Below are 16545 nucleotides of genomic sequence, written 5' to 3'. Positions count from 1 at the left end.
AACTACCGTACAATGAAGAAACATCTATTTTTTCATATGAAAATGCATGCCTTGTGTACTTTCTTTTTGGTTTTAATAATTAATGCACTCTCTGTGCGTGTAGTATATGCTCAGGTTCCCGACAGTACATGGGGAAAAGATTTTGAAAATTACCCCAAATTTCAGTTTAAAGGATTGTTTCAGGCCAGGTTCACCACGAGTCTCAATAAAGATGTAGACGTGGGAGGCTTACATCATGCAGATCACTCCGGTACAGACAACACATTTGCATTAAAATATATGCGTGCGCAGGTCCAGGCTAAGATCAGTAAACGTACTGAAGTTGTTGCTTTAGTAAATCTGGCAGACTTTAAGTCTGATCCGAAGACAAAAGTACTGGAAAATGCATACCTCAAATACACCTTTAGCCCCAAAATAGCATTGACGGTAGGGCAGTTCAGACCCTGGTTTGGAATAGAAGAAACATATCCTGTAGATATTATCAAATCATTAGACTGGTCCAATCAGTATTTTGAATTTGGTAAGAACGGCTGGACAAGTTTTCAGCTTGGTGCTTCGGTAGGCGGTACCTTACATTTTGGGACTATGCCTTTCCAGTATGCCTTATCCGTTGTCAACGGTAATGGTAAAAATCAGATTTCTGATAATAACAACGGAAAACAGTACCTGTCCAGAATGGTATTTGGCTTATCCCGTAAATATGGGGTCAATCTGGGCGTAAACGGTGGAGTCGGAGATGCTTTCCATAAAACTGTATATGCGTTGGGGGCTGATATGACCAGTAACATCGCTCTTTCTTCCCGCTGGTTTTTGGATATGCAGGTAGAGGCCAAACAAGCCGTCAATCACAACCTGTATTTTGCTTTAGGGGAAGATGTACGTTCTCCTGATATCAATGATTATCAGATGCGGGGTATCTATTTTCTGCCAAATCTGCGGTATGAAATCAAACATAAGAATCTGAGTGCAATAGAAGTATCCTGTCGTTATGAATACCTGGATGTCAATTTCAAAAAGGATAAAAATCCGAGGGAAACTATTACGCCTATGTTTGGTCTGGAATTTCTTAAAAATTACGGCGCACGTATTCAGGTGGGTATGCAGATAGACCGCTATAAGCACCAGATAGAAAATACGACTACATACAATGGAAACCTGTTTATTTTGCAGGTACAAAGCAGACTTTAAAAAACTAAACTATACGCAATCATATGAAGGAGATTAACATTAAGAATGTATGTATTACATTTATAGTTGCGATCATTATCTGGTTTATACCTATACCCAAAGGTGTCACTCCGGAAGCATGGCATTTGTTTGCCATATTTGCAGCCACTATTCTGGGTATTATTCTGAAAGCAGCTCCTATGGGAACTATGTGTATGATGGCCATTGGTTTTACGGCATTAACACAAGTCCTTGCCCCTGGTAATGCCAGTGCATCGATTGTCAAAGCACTAAGCGGCTTTGGAGATAAGGTGATCTGGCTGATCGGAATTTCATTCTTTATTGCACGTGGATTTATCAAGACAGGTCTCGGCAATCGGATCGCTTTTCTGTTTATCAAAGTATTTGGAAAGAGTTCTTTGGGACTCGCTTATGGATTAGGTCTGGCTGATGTCTGTCTTGCTCCTGCGATCCCCAGTAATACTGCGAGAGGCGGAGGGATCATCTATCCGATTATGAAGTCTATGGCAATTAGTTTTGGCTCTCTGCCTGATGATCCGAAAACTCACCGCAAGCTTGGGGCTTTTCTTACGCTGAATAGCTATTATATGAACCTTATCGCTTCCTCCATGTTCCTCACGGGTACTGCTAGTAATCCGATGTGTCAGAAGTTTGCGGCAAATCTGGGTATTGATATCACCTGGATGTCCTGGGCGATTGCGGGTTTTGTACCCGGAGCGGTTGCTTTTTTTATTGTTCCTCTGGTACTATACAAATTATTTCCGCCAGAACTTAAGAAAACCGGAGATGCCCCGAAAATGGCATCAGAAAAACTGAAGGAAATGGGACCCGTAAAGAAAAATGAATGGCTGATGTTATTGGCCTTCTTTATCCTGTTGGTTCTTTGGATTTTCGGAGGTTCACTGTCTATTGATGCGACTACAACAGCTTTTGTCGGTCTCACACTGTTGCTATTGACCTCGGTGCTGACCTGGGAAGATGTCAAATCAGAAAAAGGAGCCTGGGATACCATTGTATGGTTTGCCGTATTGGTGATGATGGCAAGTTCTTTAAATGAACTGGGTTTTATAGGCTGGTTCAGTGATCTGATCAAAGTACAGATCGGCGGTCTCAACTGGCTGGTCGCGTTCCCGGTTATTATATTAGTCTATTTTTTTAGTCACTATATTTTCGCCAGTGCAACAGCACATGTGGCTGCAATGTATGCAGCACTGTTAGGAGTAGGCGTGTCATTAGGGATACCTCCGATGCTTCTGGCCATGATGCTGGGATTTATGGGGTCTATTTATGGCGTATTGACGCATTACGGACATGGTCCTGCTCCGGTATTTTTCGGAAGCGGATATGTTGAGCTTAAAGCCTGGTGGTTGAGAGGTCTGGAGATTGGGATCGTCCTCTTGATTATATATATGGCAGTAGGTGGATTGTGGATGAAAGTAATAGGTTATTATTAATAAATAGAAAGATATGCTGTCTACATTGTCTAAAAAAATAGTCATGTGCCTTACCGGATTATTCCTGTGCTTTTTTCTGATTATTCACTTTCTGGGAAACCTGCAGCTATTTCTTCCTGCGGAGCAGGCAAGAGAGCAGTTTAACTGGTATTCCCATTTCCTGTCCGGTAATGCTTTGATCAAAATAGTTTCTTATGTGCTGTATGCCAGTATACTGCTGCATATGCTGGATGCATTGGTCATCACCATCCGCAATCGTAAATCCGGAGGATCATATAGTCAGGATAAGCGGGGAAGAGCGAGTAAATGGTACAGCCGTAATATGGGTATTCTGGGAACCATCATTTTGATATTCTTGGTGATCCACTTTCAGAATTTCTGGTATGTATACAAATTCGGAACACTTCCGCTTGATAATAACGGACATAAAGATCTCTATCTTCTGGTGGTGACAACTTTCAGAGAATGGTGGTATGTATTGATATATGTCCTGTCTATGATTGCGCTATGCTATCATCTGATTCATGGGGTATACAGTTCTATCCGTACATTGGGATTATTTCATCCTAAGTATATCAAATGGTTAAAAATAGCTGGTATTGCTTATTCTGTGATTATATGTGCAGGATTTGCACTGATGCCGGTATATGTTTATTTCACAATAGATTAGTCTTTAACACTTATTAGGGATGAATTTAGATGCTAAAATACCTCAGGGTCCGTTAGAGGACAAATGGGAAAATTATAAAAAGACAGCTAAACTGGTCAATCCGGCCAACCGGAAGAAACTGGATGTCATTGTGATCGGAACCGGTCTTGCCGGAAGTTCTGTCGCTGCTTCACTTGGAGAAATGGGTTATAATGTTAAATCTTTCTGTTTTCAGGACAGTCCGAGAAGAGCACATTCCGTAGCAGCACAAGGAGGTGTCAATGCTGCCAAAAACTATAAAAATGACGGTGACAGTGTATACCGGATGTTTGTGGATACACTCAAAGGCGGAGATTTCAGAGCACGTGAGGCCAATGTGTACCGGATGGCTGAATGTTCACTCCATCTGATTGATCAGGCAGTAGCCCAGGGTGTACCCTTTGGAAGAGAATATGGCGGGTATCTTAATAACCGGTCATTTGGCGGCGTACAGGTAAGCCGTACTTTTTATGCAAGAGGGCAGACCGGCCAGCAGTTGTTATTAGGTGCTTATCAGGCACTGATGCGACAAGTTGGTAAAAAGACAGTACAGTTGTTTTCCAGACATGAAATGTTAGATCTGGTAGTGGCAGATGGTAAGGCCAGAGGCGTTATAGTGCGGAATCTGGATACCGGTGTTTTAGAACGTCATGCAGCACATGCTGTTATTCTGGCTACAGGCGGCTACGGTAAAATTTATTATCTGTCAACTCTTGCGATGGGCTGCAACGGTTCAGCCATATGGAGGGCGCACAAAAAGGGAGCGCTCATGGCGAGCCCAAGCTGGACTCAAATTCATCCTACCTCATTGCCTCAGTCGGGAGATTACCAGTCTAAACTGACACTTATGTCAGAATCCCTCCGTAATGACGGCCGTATCTGGGTGCCGACCGATACAGAAGAGAGACGTCCGGCCAATGATATCCCGGAAGAGGAAAGAGATTATTATCTGGAAAGACGCTATCCCGCATTCGGCAATCTGGCACCTCGTGATATTTCTTCCCGTGCAGCCAAAGAACGCATTGACGCAGGATATGGCATAGGTCCACTCAAGAATGCCGTCTATCTGGATTTTGCGAAGGCGATCAAAGAGCAAGGTGTAGAAAAGATCAAAGAGAAATATGGAAATCTATTTGATATGTACCGTAAGATAACCGGATATGATGCGTATAAAGAGCCCATGATGATATCCCCGTCAGCACACTTTTCTATGGGAGGATTGTGGGTGGATTACGAATTGATGACCACTATTCCTGGCTTGTTTGCATTGGGAGAAGCGAATTTTGCAGACCATGGAGCCAACCGTCTGGGCGCAAATTCGTTGTTGCAGGCTTCTGTTGATGGCTATTTTATTGCCCCTTATACCATTGCAAATTATCTTTCCGGAGATATACATACGGGTAAAATATCGACTGACTTACCTGAATTTTCAGAAGCAGAGAAAGGTGTTCAATCTCTTTTAGACCGTCTGATCGGTAGTAAAGGAGACAGAACAGTGGATTATTACCACAAAACCTTAGGTAAAATCCTCTATGACTATTGCGGTCTCGCAAGGAATGAGCAGGGACTGAATTATGCGATAGCTGAAATCCGGAAATTACGTAAAGAATTTTATGAGCGGGTACATGTACCGGGAAGTCTGACGACTATGAACACCGAATTGGAAAAGGCCGGAAGAGTAGCCGATTATCTGGAGATAGGGGAGCTTATGTGCTATGATGCATTGACCCGGAAGGAATCCTGCGGAGCACACTTCAGAGAAGAATATCAGACTCCTGAAGGAGAAGCCCAACGTAATGACGAAGAGTATCAGTTTATTTCGGCATGGGGCTGGAATGGAGAAGGTGCTGATCCGATACTGAATAAAGAACCGTTGGAATTTGAAGTTTTGCAGCCTACTGTGAGGAGTTATAAATAACCTATTAACAATTGAAACATGAAATTACATTTGAAAATATGGCGTCAGGAAGATCGTAATTCTGCAGGAAAACTGGTCGATTATGAATTGGAAAATCTTAATCCTCATATGTCTTTTCTGGAAATGCTGGATACCTTAAATGAAAAATTAATTGTAGAAAATGATCAGCCTGTAGAGTTTGATCACGATTGCAGAGAAGGGATCTGCGGACAATGTGGTATGATGATCAATGGTATTGCACATGGTCCACTGGAAAATACAACAACCTGTCAATTACATTTAAGAACTTTCAAAGATGGCGAAACTGTTTTTATCGAACCTTTCCGGTCGCATGCCTTTCCCATCAAAAAAGATCTGAAGGTAGACCGGTCGGCATTCGATCGTATCATATCTTCCGGTGGATTCGTATCTGTCAATACCGGACAGGCTCCAGATGCACATGCTATTCCTGTAACACATCAGTCCACAGAAGCTGCTTTTGATGCAGCAGCCTGTATAGGCTGCGGGGCTTGTGTTGCCACATGTAAAAATGGAAGCGCTGCCTTATTTACTTCTGCCAAGATTGCACATATGGCCTTATTACCACAGGGAAGGGAAGAGCGAAACGAAAGGGTTATAAATATGGTTCAACAGATGGATCAGGAGTTTTTTGGACACTGTTCCAATACGGAAGCATGTGAGGTCGAATGCCCTCAGGGCATATCCGTCATAAATATTGCGCGTATGAACTATGAGTATAACAGAGCTTTATTTTATAAAAAATAAGGATTGAAAGTCTTTAGTTCTCCAAATGTAAGTACAAAACAAAACAACAAAAGCAGGTATCAAATCTGCTTTTGTTGTTAGTAAATATTTGAGAGAAGCGTAAAAGATGGGGCCGGATTATTTAAAAAACACTAAATTTAAGCCTTTAACCCTAAACATTAAAAATCGACCCAATCTTACATGAAAGATATCTATTCTTTTAATTGCCGTTTTCCGTATTGCATTATTATACTATCCTTAATGTTGTCTCTTTTGATGGGGCATACTAAAGTAAATGCAGCTGTTCTTGAAACTGAAGCGCCAGCTTCTGTCATTCAGGAAATACAGTCTTTAACGTTTGGATCTGTTCTCAATCAGGATAAAACGCAGTATGCAGATGGGATAGGAGGTCAATCCTGGTGGATCAAAGGAGCCTTAACCAGAGAACAGCTTCATAAAGAGCTGATACTCCAGATTCCTTCGCCACATTTCAGAGATGCATCTTTATATGTGTATTCACAAGGAAAATTAGTTCTCGTAACAGATAGCGATCATGCAGCTAAAGCGGAGTCTTTTGCCAGATATAATCAATTTCATTTTACAACGGATCAACCTGTCTATTATATCAAGAGTAACAGTACCATGTACAAAGGTATTCATGTTGTTGTTAAAGAAGAGAGTGCTTTTTTCCGTCATGAGGCTACCCATTTATTTGGAATTGGTTTGTATTACGGACTTGCAGTTATGTCTGTCATCTTTAATTTTGTATTCTTCCTTATTTTCAAAGACAGACGGTTTATTACTTACTGTTTGTTTCAACTGATCGTATTTGCAGAGTTTTTCTACGAGGATGGTATGTTTTATTTTCTTTCGGAAGGCAAATTAGTATTAGAACATTTTGTAGTCTATTCCGTTCCTTTCTCTTCCTCTTTAGCTTGCTTATTCGCCTACTATTTTCTGGATCTTCGTAATAATTTTAAGAACTATTGGAAAGTGGTCACTCCGCTTATGACTTTGTCTTTTGTCGGGTTGATACTTTTTGTCATTTTTGAATGGAAGGGCTTTATCAGCGTAGTCAATATTGCAAGTTTTGCTGCGACTTTATTCGCAATAGGCTTAGCAATCAGGCAATTTCGGAAGGATGTATATGCACGTTTTCTGGTACTTACATTTGGAGTTATACTTCTTGTCGGAATCGGATTTGTACTGAATACGAACTTCAATCAGGCATGGCTGTCTTTTTTCAATATGGACACATTGAGGCTTGTAAGTGCTTTTGAAATTATAAGCATCAGTTTTGCGATTATTTTTAAAGCCCGTGCTTTACAGGAAGAAAATGAGCGCTGCCGAAATGAGATCAATATTTACCTCAATCAGTTGAATGACTTGAAGGATAATCTTTCTGTAGCGAAAGAAACAGTTGTACTGAAAGAAAATACCATTGTGTTTTTAAAAGAAAACTATCAGCTTACTGAACGTGAGATGGATGTATTGATGGGATTATGGGAAGGCTTGTCCAATCAGGAACTGGGTGAGAAATTATTTATTTCTTTAAATACCGTCAAGTATCATGTCAGTAATCTTTATATCAAACTGGATATAAAAAGCCGTACTCAGGCCCTCAAATTTAAAGAGAAAATAGGAGGTCTGGCCTGATCGCTGATTTATGGATTTTACCATTTGAAAATAAGAAACAATAGTCCCTATTTGGGGGACTAATTTGTGTTATTTTATTAAAGTGTTGATTATCAATTGTTTGAAAATGTTATTATTTTCAATCCTATACTTTCGGGTGGGGATAAATTGAAAGTGTCGTTGTACTTTTACATCGTATTTAACCAACATCTTTAATGGGAGATAACTTATTAACCATCCATTTATCCTTGAATGTGCAGTCTTGGGGAAGGGCCGACCGTAATTAGTTTTCCGGAAGGTTATGTACATTTTTTGTAATTGGTTAATAAATCTCAAAAGGGAATAAATTCAATTACTACAGCAAATTGGGTTATTCCCTTTTCCTAAGATTACGGGGCAACGGCAATTGCAGGAGAATACACAACCTCTGAGACATGAAATAACGTAGAAGTAAAAAGGAAGATCGCAGCGATTGGAATTTTTGTAATACGTCTTAAAGTGCAAATTATTAACCCAAATAAATCATCACTTCTTGTGATATCTTTTTAAGGTGGATCTTTCTGATCCACCTTGAAATTATGTTGAAAGCTCAGACTTTTATAGTACTGGCTTTTACCGGGTGTCCAAAAAAGATTTCTGCCTTTTCTTCAAATCCTGCTGCATCATCTGTAGTGAAAAATTGCAATGTAGAACCTTTCGAACAGTTTTGTTCCACTTCAGGATGTCTGTCCAGATAATTTTTGAGGCTGTGAGCGACGATAGGTCCTTGTGAAATAATCTGAATATGAGGAGGAACAAATTCCTTGATAACCGGAAGCAGCAGGGGATAATGTGTACATGCCAATACTATAGTATCGATTTCTGAAGATTTAGAAAGAAGTTCGTGAATATCTTTTTCGACAAAATACCGGGCGCCTTCTGTTTCTATTTCATTATTTTCTACCAACGGGACCCAAAAAGGACAATCGTGCTGAAAAACTTCAATTTCAGGGTAGAATTTGTTGATTTCAATTTTATAGGATTCTGATTTTACAGTGCCGGTAGTAGCCAGTATTCCTATTTTATTTGTAGTAGTATATTCTTTTATTATTTCAGTTGTTGGCCTGATAACGCCTAATACCTTCTTTCCAGGCGGAAGATCATGTTGCTGTATGGATCGCAATGCTTTTGCAGAGGCAGTATTGCAGGCTAAGATAACCAGATCACAGCCCAGGTCGAATAATTTAAAAACACATTCTTTTGTAAATTGATATACGGTTTCAAAAGAGCGGTTGCCATATGGAATACGGGCATTATCACCCAGATATATGTAGTCGTATTCGGGAAGTTCCTTTTTGATTTCTTTAAATACAGACAGACCTCCGTAACCGGAATCGAATACACCTATAGGACTGTTATGAACTGTGGGATTTGACATAAAAAAACGCTATTGAGAATATTCCCAATAGCGTTTTACCTTAAGAATATTCTGTTTACTTAAGCAAAGATGGCTTTTCTTTGTAAGTTTTCCATAGTAATTCTCCAAATAATGTATTTGCCCATGCAAACCAGTGACGGGTGAATTTCGTAGGATCATCTTTATGGAAGGATTCGTGCATAAATCCGGTGCCACCATGCGTATGAACCAGCGTCTGAATACAGGTACGGATCTCTTCATCATTCGTTGAAGTAAATGCACGCATGATGATAGACATTGGCCAGATCATATCACGACCGATATGCGGGCCTCCGATACCTTCAGCTTTTGTTCCTTTAAAGAAGAACGGATTGTCTGCAGAAAGGATATATTTACGTGTACGCTGATATACTTCATCATTAACATCCACAGCACCAAGGTACGGTAAAGCCAATAAACTCGGTACATTGGCGTCATCCATCATAAGGTGACTGCCGAAACCATCTACCTCAAAAGCGTATACACGACCAAACTGCGGGTGATCTATAATACCATATTTCTGAATAGCTTGTTCTACTTCATTGGCAAGGTTCTCCATTTTGGAAGCCAGATCCGTATTTTTGTTTACAGCACGTAAGATTTCAGCTGATTGTCTCAAGCTCACTACTGCAAACAGATTCGATGGAATCAAGAAGGAGAAGATAGTTGCATCATCTGATGGACGGAAGCTGGAACAGATTAGCCCTACAGGTTTCACAGGATAACCCAATCCATCTACTTGTAAGGTATCTGTACCACGGGCTGTTGTACGTTCGAATTTGTAAGGTCCTACACTATCTTTACGCTGCTGCTCTACAAACGTTTTGTAGATATTTTGCTGTGCTTTCACCCATTCCTCATCAAACGGAGTGGTGTCATTTGTAGCCTTCCAGTATGCATAAGATAATCGGATAGGATAACAAAGAGAATCTATTTCCCATTTGCGCTCATGGATACCCGGTTTCATATCCGTATGGTCACTGAACCATTCTCCTTTTTTAGTAGGATCGTTATAGAACGCATTTGCATAAGGATCAATAATGATACACTTGCTTTGCTTGCGGACTAATCCCATGATTAGATTCTGAAGATTTTTATCTTGCTTCATAAAAGGGAGGTATGGCCAGACCTGCGCACTACTGTCACGAAGCCACATCGCATCGATATCACCTGTGATCACATAGGTAAGAGGTTTATTTCCATCTTTTTCCGGATAAACAGTTGTATCCAATGTATTTGGAAAACAATTGTTAAACATCCATGCCATCTCTTTATTCGAAACTCCTTTTTGGAATTCGGTAATCACATCTTCAATGACTTTGCTGGAAAAATGTCTTTTATCTTTTGCGATACGTACTACCGGAAATGAATTTTGCATCTCGGCGAATGAAAGTTTACTGGCCATCATTCCGGACGTCAGAAGGGCGGCATTTTGAATGAAAGTTCTTCGTTTCATTATGGTGGAGTTATAAATTAGTTTCTGTAATAATTTGCAATATAATAAAAATATATTTCTTTTTAAGCGTGGCAAATACGTTTTAGCTTTATCAAAACTGACATTGGCAGAAATCGAGTCAATAATATTTAGTTAATTTGCAGTTAGGAATGGATTTTGCTTGTAGAATCCGTTGAAACTTGATATATATATGAAATTCACATTACTCAGACCCTGGCTGCGTTGGACCTTTGCCGTTTTGCCTTTATCACTTGTATCTCATACTGCATTAGCACAGGTCAGAAACCAGACATATTCTTATCAATATTATCAGAAATTCAACGAACTCGTCTATTCTCCAGATACCAGAGAGTTTACCTCATCCAAACCCTTTATATTTAAGGATCAGCTTTTATCTAAGTATGACTCTTTACAAAATGTAGGACATGTAGATTCGGACAATATCTTTATGCGTAAGATTTTTAATGAACATCTGGTACAGGTAGAAAAGGAAGATCATACTTTTTACCTTGATTTTATGCCGGATTTTCAGATTGGTAAAGATCTGATGGGAGACAAACGCAGTACATGGATGAATACACGCGGGGTGCAGGCAGGTCTGACAATAGGAGACAAGTTTACATTCTATGCCAACGCTTTTGAGAATCAGGCAAGGTTTCCGGAGTATCTGGATACTTATATGACGCAGAATATGCTAATTCCTGGACAGGGAGTTACCAAATTACAATCTAATAATGTCAAAGACTGGATGTATGCAACTGCAAGTGCAACTTATGATGTAAATCCTTACTTACAGGTCACACTGGCATACGATAAAAACTTTATCGGAGACGGTTACCGTTCTTTGTTACTTTCAGATTTTTCATCCAACTATACGCATCTTAAGCTGAGAGGTAAAATTGGTAATGTGCAGTATACTTCGATATGGGCTTATATGACAGATCCCAAAAATCCGAGAGTGGATTCACTGAATTCTGGAGGCCGTTTCGGGGATGGAATAAAGTGGGGAGCATTTCAGTATTTAGATTATAATGCGACAAATAAGTTGTCAGTAGGTTTTTTTCAGGCGGTGATCTGGGCTAATCAGAATGAAGCCGGTAAAAGAGGATTTGATTTTAACTACATTAACCCCATAATCTTTCTGCGTGCTGTAGAATCTAATAATGCCTCTTCACCGGATAAAATGTTTTTGGGACTTAACGCCAAATATAAAGTGTTGCGCAATGCAACTGTATATGGTCAGTTCTTACTTGGGGAGTTCACTGCAAGCGAATTTTTCAAAGGAAATGGCTACGCCCACAATAAGTGGGGAGTACAGCTCGGTGCACGTGGATTTGATCTGTTTGGTGTGAAAAGTCTTAATTTTCTGGGAGAATTTAATACCGTACGTCCATACACCTATCAGCACTTTACTTCTATATCTAACTATAGTAATCATGGTGAACCTCTGGCGCATCCTTCCGGAGCTAATTTCAGAGAATTTATCGGAATGCTGAATTACTCATGGAAGCGATTTGATTTTTCAGGACAGTTGATTTATAACAGATTCGGGACAGACCCTAATCCGGATATCAATATGGGAGGAGATATCTTCCAATCTTATCAGACTATCCCGAATATGTATGGAAATTCGATCGGACAGGGTGTCAAGAATAATCTGTACTACGGAGATGTGAGAGCTGCATATGTACTGAATCCGAAATATAATCTGAGATTTGAAGTGGGATATACCCAACGTTATCGCCAGATCGAAAATCTTCCGACGCAAAAATCAGGTGTTATTTCAGTAGGACTGCGGTCGTCGTTCCGTAATTTTTATGGAGATTTCTAAGAATAACCTATCTTTACGGAATAGCATAAGCACATGAAAAAAATATTAATAATCAACGGTCCGAATCTTAATCTCTTAGGTGTGAGAGAAAAGAGTATTTACGGAGATCAGGATTTTAAGTCATATTTTGAAACATTGAAACAACGGTTTCCGGAACTGGAGCTGAACTATTTTCAGAGCAATTCAGAAGGGACAATTATAGACAAAATTCATGAAGTAGGCTTTGATATCGATGGGATTGTGTTAAATGCTGGTGCATATACCCATACTTCTGTTGCTATAGGAGATGCCATTGCAGCTGTAAAGACAGCAGTTATTGAGGTTCATATTTCCAATGTATACGCCCGCGAAGAATTTCGCCATAAATCGTATTTGGCCAAGAACTGCAAAGGAGTAATTTGTGGATTTGGATTGGACGGCTATCGTTTAGCTATTGAGGGACTGATCTAGGCGTAATATAAATAACATAATGAAACGGGCTGTTCTGACTATCAGAACAGCCCGTTTTAGTATTATTCAGTTGCTGGTTTTAGTAATTTGGGTAGATATAAGTATATAATAAGCCCTAAAAACGAGCATGCAGACATAACGATAACCATGGGCAGCGCGGTATTGTTATGCAATATACTCACCGCTCCGGAAGCCAGTGCTCCAATACCCATTTGAAAGCAACCCAATAATGCAGAAGCGCTTCCGGCAAGTTCTTTGAATGGTGCTAAGGCTAATGCGGACGTATTCGGGAAAATAAATCCCTGAGCCAGAAGAATTAGAAAAATAAATCCAACCATGGTAGGAAGAGTAATCCAGCCACCTAACGTTACAACAATAAATAATGCGGAAATACTCACCTGTAGGCGTGATGCAAATTTAGATATGTCACTGCTTGACCATCTGTTGAGCGCAATCCGATTGATCTGGGTAGCCAGTATAAGTGCAGAGGCTATTATCGCAAATACAATTCCGTATTCTGATTCTGTAAGTCCGTATAGTTCCTGCATGACAAATGGTGATCCGGCCAGGTAGGCGTATAATGCCGATGCAGTGAGTGCACTGACGAGACAAAAGCTCAAAAATTGAGGATTTTTACAAACCGTCCAAAAGTTAAGCGTTACCTGTTTTGGTGCTAAAGAAAGATTTTTATTTCCGGCAAATGATTCTGGTAATAAGAAAATAACGCTGATTAAAATAAGGGTCGCCATGACAGTCAGAATGGTAAAGATCATATGCCATTCAAAGTGTGACATGACAAACGCCCCTACACTGGGTGCCAGAATAGGAGATATGCCCACTATTAGCATCAGCATGCTGAATATCTTTGCAGACTCCTGAGGTCCGAAATAGTCTCTCACCATTGCCCGCGAAGCGACCATACCAGAGCAGCTGCCCAGCGCCTGTATAAAGCGGAAGATAATCAGCTGTTCAATATTAGTGGAGAAAATACACATTATGGATGCGAAAACATACAGACTGATTCCCACAATCAGTGGTTTCTTACGTCCGAATTTGTCAAGAAGAGGTCCGTATACGAGCTGACCAATAGCAATACCTATAAAAAATGAAGAAAGGGAAAGTTGTACGCGATCTACAGAAGTGTCAAAATCCGATGCTATGGTTTTAAAAGCCGGCAGATACATATCGATAGAGAACGGGCCGATTGCTGATAGCAGGCCCAGAATAAAAATAATAGTACTTCGTTTGAATTTACTGAAATTGTGCATATATATTAAAAATAAAAAAGCCCTTTTTAGCAAAAAGGGCTTTTATGATTATTTGGATTGACCTTCTTTTGGTTTTCGGAAGATCAGATAAAAACCCGCAAGAATAAATGGAATACTCAGGATCTGGCCCATATTAAATAACATGTTCTTTTCGAAATCTTCCTGATCAATTTTGAAGTATTCCAGAACAAAACGGGCACCGAACAATAACACCAGAAATATACCGAACAGATATCCTGATTTGAGAATGCTTTTCTTATTGTAAAGGTACCACATCACAATAAAAATAATTACATAAGCCAATGCTTCATACAGTTGGCCCGGGTGACGGGGAATATTGTCAATGTTTTTGAATACCACGCCCCAGGGAAGATCTGTAGGCGGGCCAATCATTTCAGAGTTGAAGAAGTTCCCAAGTCTTACAAAAGCCCCGGCTATTGGCACTACAATCACAAGACGATCTGCCACCCACATAAAATTGATTTTTGTTTTTCTGGCAAACAGATAGATTGACGTCAATATCCCTACAGCAGCGCCATGACTAGCTAAACCTGCAAAACCTGTCAGCTGGAAATTGCCATTTGCATCCCAGCGGAAAGGAAGGAAAATCTCCATAATATGATCTTTGTAGTAATCAAACTCATAAAACAGACAATGTCCCAAGCGGGCACCGATTAATGTTCCTAAGAAAATATAAATACTTAACTGATCCAGTTGCTCCTGTGTTTTGCCTTCTCTTTTGAAGATCTTCAACATCAGGACATACGATATGGCAAATGCTGCCAGCCAGCACAGTGCATAATAACGTAATCCAAAAGAACCGATCTTAAATATTTCAGGATGAATATCCCAGTAGATTATATTGAAAAGATTTTCCATTTGTTATGAACTATTTTGATGCTGTAAAGATAGTATTTCTCTACCTTTTTAAAAGGCTTTGTCCAAATGTTTTAAGGCAGACGAAAACCGTAGTGGGATAGGTGTTATCTTGTTCTGTTATAGTAGGGTTATTCTGTGTGAGTTAGAACTTACTTCAGATTCACGGGTAATATTTTCAATACATCATCCTCATTAAAAACAGGACACACAGCTGATCGCGACATTCCTATCATTATTCTTTTCGTAAAGAATTGGGGAAAAGAACGTATTATTCTGAATTTTTGATTATTTTACATTCTCATCCCGGCATAGTGTAGTATGCTTTGCTGTCAGGGAAGAAGATGCAGATTATAATCCTTGTTTTTGATTACGATTGAAACAGAATACAGGTTTCCATTCCGAAAACTTAAGATTATCTTTTTTACCTTTGCCCTGACGTTACTGTATAAGTAAAAATATCTGAAATCATTAATTGAATATGGCTAAGAAAAGTGAAAAAACAGAAAAAAAACATACACCGATAGTGACAAAAGAGTCGCTTTCTTTTTTTGAAAAATACATAAATAATCCTTCACCAACAGGTTTTGAATGGGAAGGTCAGCGCATGTGGCTGGATTATCTGAAACCGTATGTGGATAAGACTTATATTGATAATTATGGTACTGCTGTTGGAATTATCAATCCGGATGCGCCTTATAAAGTAGTTATAGAAGCACATGCAGATGAGATTTCCTGGTTTGTAAACTACATTACCAAAGATGGTTTGATCTATGTTATCCGTAACGGAGGTTCAGATCATCAGATTGCACCTTCCAAACGTGTAAATATCCATACAGATAAAGGAACCGTAAAAGCTGTTTTCGGATGGCCGGCTATTCATACCCGTTCGGGAGAAAAGGAAGAAGCGCCTACTCTCAAAAATATTTTCCTGGATTGTGGCTGTACCAGCAAAGAAGAAGTGGAGGCAATGGGTATTCACGTAGGTTCGGTCGTTACTTATGAGGATGAATTTATGATCCTCAATGACCGGTACTATGTAGGACGCGCACTGGACAACCGTGCCGGCGGATTCATGATCACCGAGGTAGCGCGTTTATTGAAGGAGAATAAGAAAAAATTGCCTTTTGGTCTTTATATCGTTAACTCTGTGCAGGAAGAAATTGGCCTTCGCGGAGCAGAAATGATTGCAGATTATATCAAACCTCATGTTGCTATTGTAACCGATGTAACCCACGATACACAAACACCTATGATCAATAAGATTACACAGGGAGATCTGGCTTGTGGTAGCGGACCAGTATTGTCCTATGCACCTGCAGTGCAGATCAATCTGAATAAACTGTTAGTCAAGGTTGCGGAGCAGAACCAGATTCCGTTTCAAAGACAAGCGTCCTCCAGATATACAGGTACGGATACGGATGCCTTTGCGTACTCTAACGGTGGTGTACCTTCTGCATTGATCTCTTTACCGCTGCGTTATATGCATACTACAGTAGAGATGATTCATAAAGAAGATGTAGATAATGTAATCAGGCTGATCTATGAAACTGTACTGGCGATAGAAGAAGGACAGGATTTCAGAACATTCCAAAGTTAATA

General features: G+C 39.9%; 13 protein-coding genes. 9 read left to right on the top strand and 4 right to left on the bottom strand.

What is annotated here, in order from left to right:
• Nucleotides 1-12: 12 nt before the first annotated feature.
• The 6 genes from B4B65_RS18445 to B4B65_RS18420 all read left to right on the top strand — a co-directional run bounded on the left by B4B65_RS18445 (nucleotide 13) and on the right by B4B65_RS18420 (nucleotide 7648).
• The gene (locus B4B65_RS18445; RefSeq protein WP_293917739.1) at nucleotides 13-1188 is read left to right on the top strand and encodes a porin; all 1176 of its coding nucleotides are present in this window, start codon (nucleotides 13-15) and stop codon (nucleotides 1186-1188) included.
• A 23-nt stretch (nucleotides 1189-1211) separates the two neighbouring features.
• Nucleotides 1212-2642 (top strand): anion permease, encoded by a 1431-nt coding sequence (locus B4B65_RS18440; RefSeq protein ID WP_201678603.1) that lies wholly within the window; start codon nucleotides 1212-1214, stop codon nucleotides 2640-2642.
• Between the two features lie 13 nt (nucleotides 2643-2655).
• Complete coding sequence (locus tag B4B65_RS18435) at nucleotides 2656-3312, top strand: succinate dehydrogenase cytochrome b subunit (protein ID WP_201678604.1); 657 nt, start codon at nucleotides 2656-2658, stop codon at nucleotides 3310-3312.
• A 19-nt stretch (nucleotides 3313-3331) separates the two neighbouring features.
• Nucleotides 3332-5248 carry a fumarate reductase/succinate dehydrogenase flavoprotein subunit gene (locus B4B65_RS18430; protein ID WP_293917736.1) on the top strand — a complete coding sequence of 639 codons (1917 nt, stop codon included), beginning with the start codon at nucleotides 3332-3334 and terminating at the stop codon, nucleotides 5246-5248.
• A gap of 18 nt (nucleotides 5249-5266) precedes the next feature.
• Nucleotides 5267-6013: a succinate dehydrogenase/fumarate reductase iron-sulfur subunit gene (locus B4B65_RS18425; protein ID WP_201678606.1), complete on the top strand. Its 747-nt coding sequence runs from the start codon at nucleotides 5267-5269 to the stop codon at nucleotides 6011-6013.
• A gap of 180 nt (nucleotides 6014-6193) precedes the next feature.
• Nucleotides 6194-7648, top strand: coding sequence for a LuxR C-terminal-related transcriptional regulator (locus B4B65_RS18420; RefSeq protein ID WP_293917734.1), 1455 nt, complete (start codon nucleotides 6194-6196; stop codon nucleotides 7646-7648).
• A 568-nt stretch (nucleotides 7649-8216) separates the two neighbouring features.
• On the opposite strand, the gene murI is transcribed toward B4B65_RS18420, so the two are convergent.
• Nucleotides 8217-9044 carry a glutamate racemase gene (gene murI, locus B4B65_RS18415; RefSeq protein ID WP_293917732.1) on the bottom strand — a complete coding sequence of 276 codons (828 nt, stop codon included), beginning with the start codon at nucleotides 9042-9044 and terminating at the stop codon, nucleotides 8217-8219.
• Nucleotides 9045-9099: 55 nt separating this feature from the next.
• Nucleotides 9100-10518, bottom strand: a complete 1419-nt coding sequence (locus B4B65_RS18410) for a glycoside hydrolase family 125 protein (protein WP_293917730.1) — start codon at nucleotides 10516-10518, stop codon at nucleotides 9100-9102.
• A gap of 190 nt (nucleotides 10519-10708) precedes the next feature.
• On the opposite strand from B4B65_RS18410, the gene B4B65_RS18405 reads away from it, so the two are divergent.
• Nucleotides 10709-12349: a gliding motility protein RemB gene (locus tag B4B65_RS18405; protein WP_293917728.1), complete on the top strand. Its 1641-nt coding sequence runs from the start codon at nucleotides 10709-10711 to the stop codon at nucleotides 12347-12349.
• A 33-nt stretch (nucleotides 12350-12382) separates the two neighbouring features.
• Nucleotides 12383-12799 (top strand): type II 3-dehydroquinate dehydratase, encoded by a 417-nt coding sequence (gene aroQ, locus B4B65_RS18400; RefSeq protein ID WP_293917726.1) that lies wholly within the window; start codon nucleotides 12383-12385, stop codon nucleotides 12797-12799.
• Nucleotides 12800-12861: 62 nt separating this feature from the next.
• On the opposite strand, the gene B4B65_RS18395 is transcribed toward aroQ, so the two are convergent.
• Together B4B65_RS18395 and lgt are read right to left on the bottom strand one after the other, a co-directional pair.
• Nucleotides 12862-14067 (bottom strand): multidrug effflux MFS transporter, encoded by a 1206-nt coding sequence (locus B4B65_RS18395; protein ID WP_293917724.1) that lies wholly within the window; start codon nucleotides 14065-14067, stop codon nucleotides 12862-12864.
• Between the two features lie 48 nt (nucleotides 14068-14115).
• Nucleotides 14116-14946 carry a prolipoprotein diacylglyceryl transferase gene (lgt, locus tag B4B65_RS18390; protein ID WP_293917722.1) on the bottom strand — a complete coding sequence of 277 codons (831 nt, stop codon included), beginning with the start codon at nucleotides 14944-14946 and terminating at the stop codon, nucleotides 14116-14118.
• 478 nt (nucleotides 14947-15424) lie between these two features.
• Between lgt and B4B65_RS18385 the strand changes: the two genes are divergently transcribed.
• The gene (locus tag B4B65_RS18385) at nucleotides 15425-16543 is read left to right on the top strand and encodes a M42 family metallopeptidase (protein ID WP_293917720.1); all 1119 of its coding nucleotides are present in this window, start codon (nucleotides 15425-15427) and stop codon (nucleotides 16541-16543) included.
• The last annotated feature ends 2 nt before the right edge of the window (nucleotides 16544-16545 follow it).

This window comes from Sphingobacterium sp. UBA5789 (assembly GCF_002418355.1).
Taxonomy (GTDB): Bacteria; Bacteroidota; Bacteroidia; order Sphingobacteriales; family Sphingobacteriaceae; genus Sphingobacterium.
The sequence above is the reverse complement of the archived record's forward strand: the minus strand, read 5'-3'. Positions and strand labels throughout refer to the sequence as shown.

Bases quoted from the DNA above. Each gene is read 5' to 3' on its own strand.
- aroQ (WP_293917726.1), top strand. From the start codon at position 12,383: ATGAAAAAAATATTAATAATCAACGGTCCGAATCTTAATCTCTTAGGT.
- B4B65_RS18425 (WP_201678606.1), top strand. From the start codon at position 5,267: ATGAAATTACATTTGAAAATATGGCGTCAGGAAGATCGTAATTCTGCA.
- B4B65_RS18410 (WP_293917730.1), bottom strand. From the start codon at position 10,518: ATGAAACGAAGAACTTTCATTCAAAATGCCGCCCTTCTGACGTCCGGA.
- B4B65_RS18440 (WP_201678603.1), top strand. From the start codon at position 1,212: ATGAAGGAGATTAACATTAAGAATGTATGTATTACATTTATAGTTGCG.
- murI (WP_293917732.1), bottom strand. From the start codon at position 9,044: ATGTCAAATCCCACAGTTCATAACAGTCCTATAGGTGTATTCGATTCC.
- lgt (WP_293917722.1), bottom strand. From the start codon at position 14,946: ATGGAAAATCTTTTCAATATAATCTACTGGGATATTCATCCTGAAATA.
- B4B65_RS18430 (WP_293917736.1), top strand. From the start codon at position 3,332: ATGAATTTAGATGCTAAAATACCTCAGGGTCCGTTAGAGGACAAATGG.
- B4B65_RS18445 (WP_293917739.1), top strand. From the start codon at position 13: ATGAAGAAACATCTATTTTTTCATATGAAAATGCATGCCTTGTGTACT.
- B4B65_RS18435 (WP_201678604.1), top strand. From the start codon at position 2,656: ATGCTGTCTACATTGTCTAAAAAAATAGTCATGTGCCTTACCGGATTA.
- B4B65_RS18405 (WP_293917728.1), top strand. From the start codon at position 10,709: ATGAAATTCACATTACTCAGACCCTGGCTGCGTTGGACCTTTGCCGTT.
- B4B65_RS18385 (WP_293917720.1), top strand. From the start codon at position 15,425: ATGGCTAAGAAAAGTGAAAAAACAGAAAAAAAACATACACCGATAGTG.
- B4B65_RS18420 (WP_293917734.1), top strand. From the start codon at position 6,194: ATGAAAGATATCTATTCTTTTAATTGCCGTTTTCCGTATTGCATTATT.
- B4B65_RS18395 (WP_293917724.1), bottom strand. From the start codon at position 14,067: ATGCACAATTTCAGTAAATTCAAACGAAGTACTATTATTTTTATTCTG.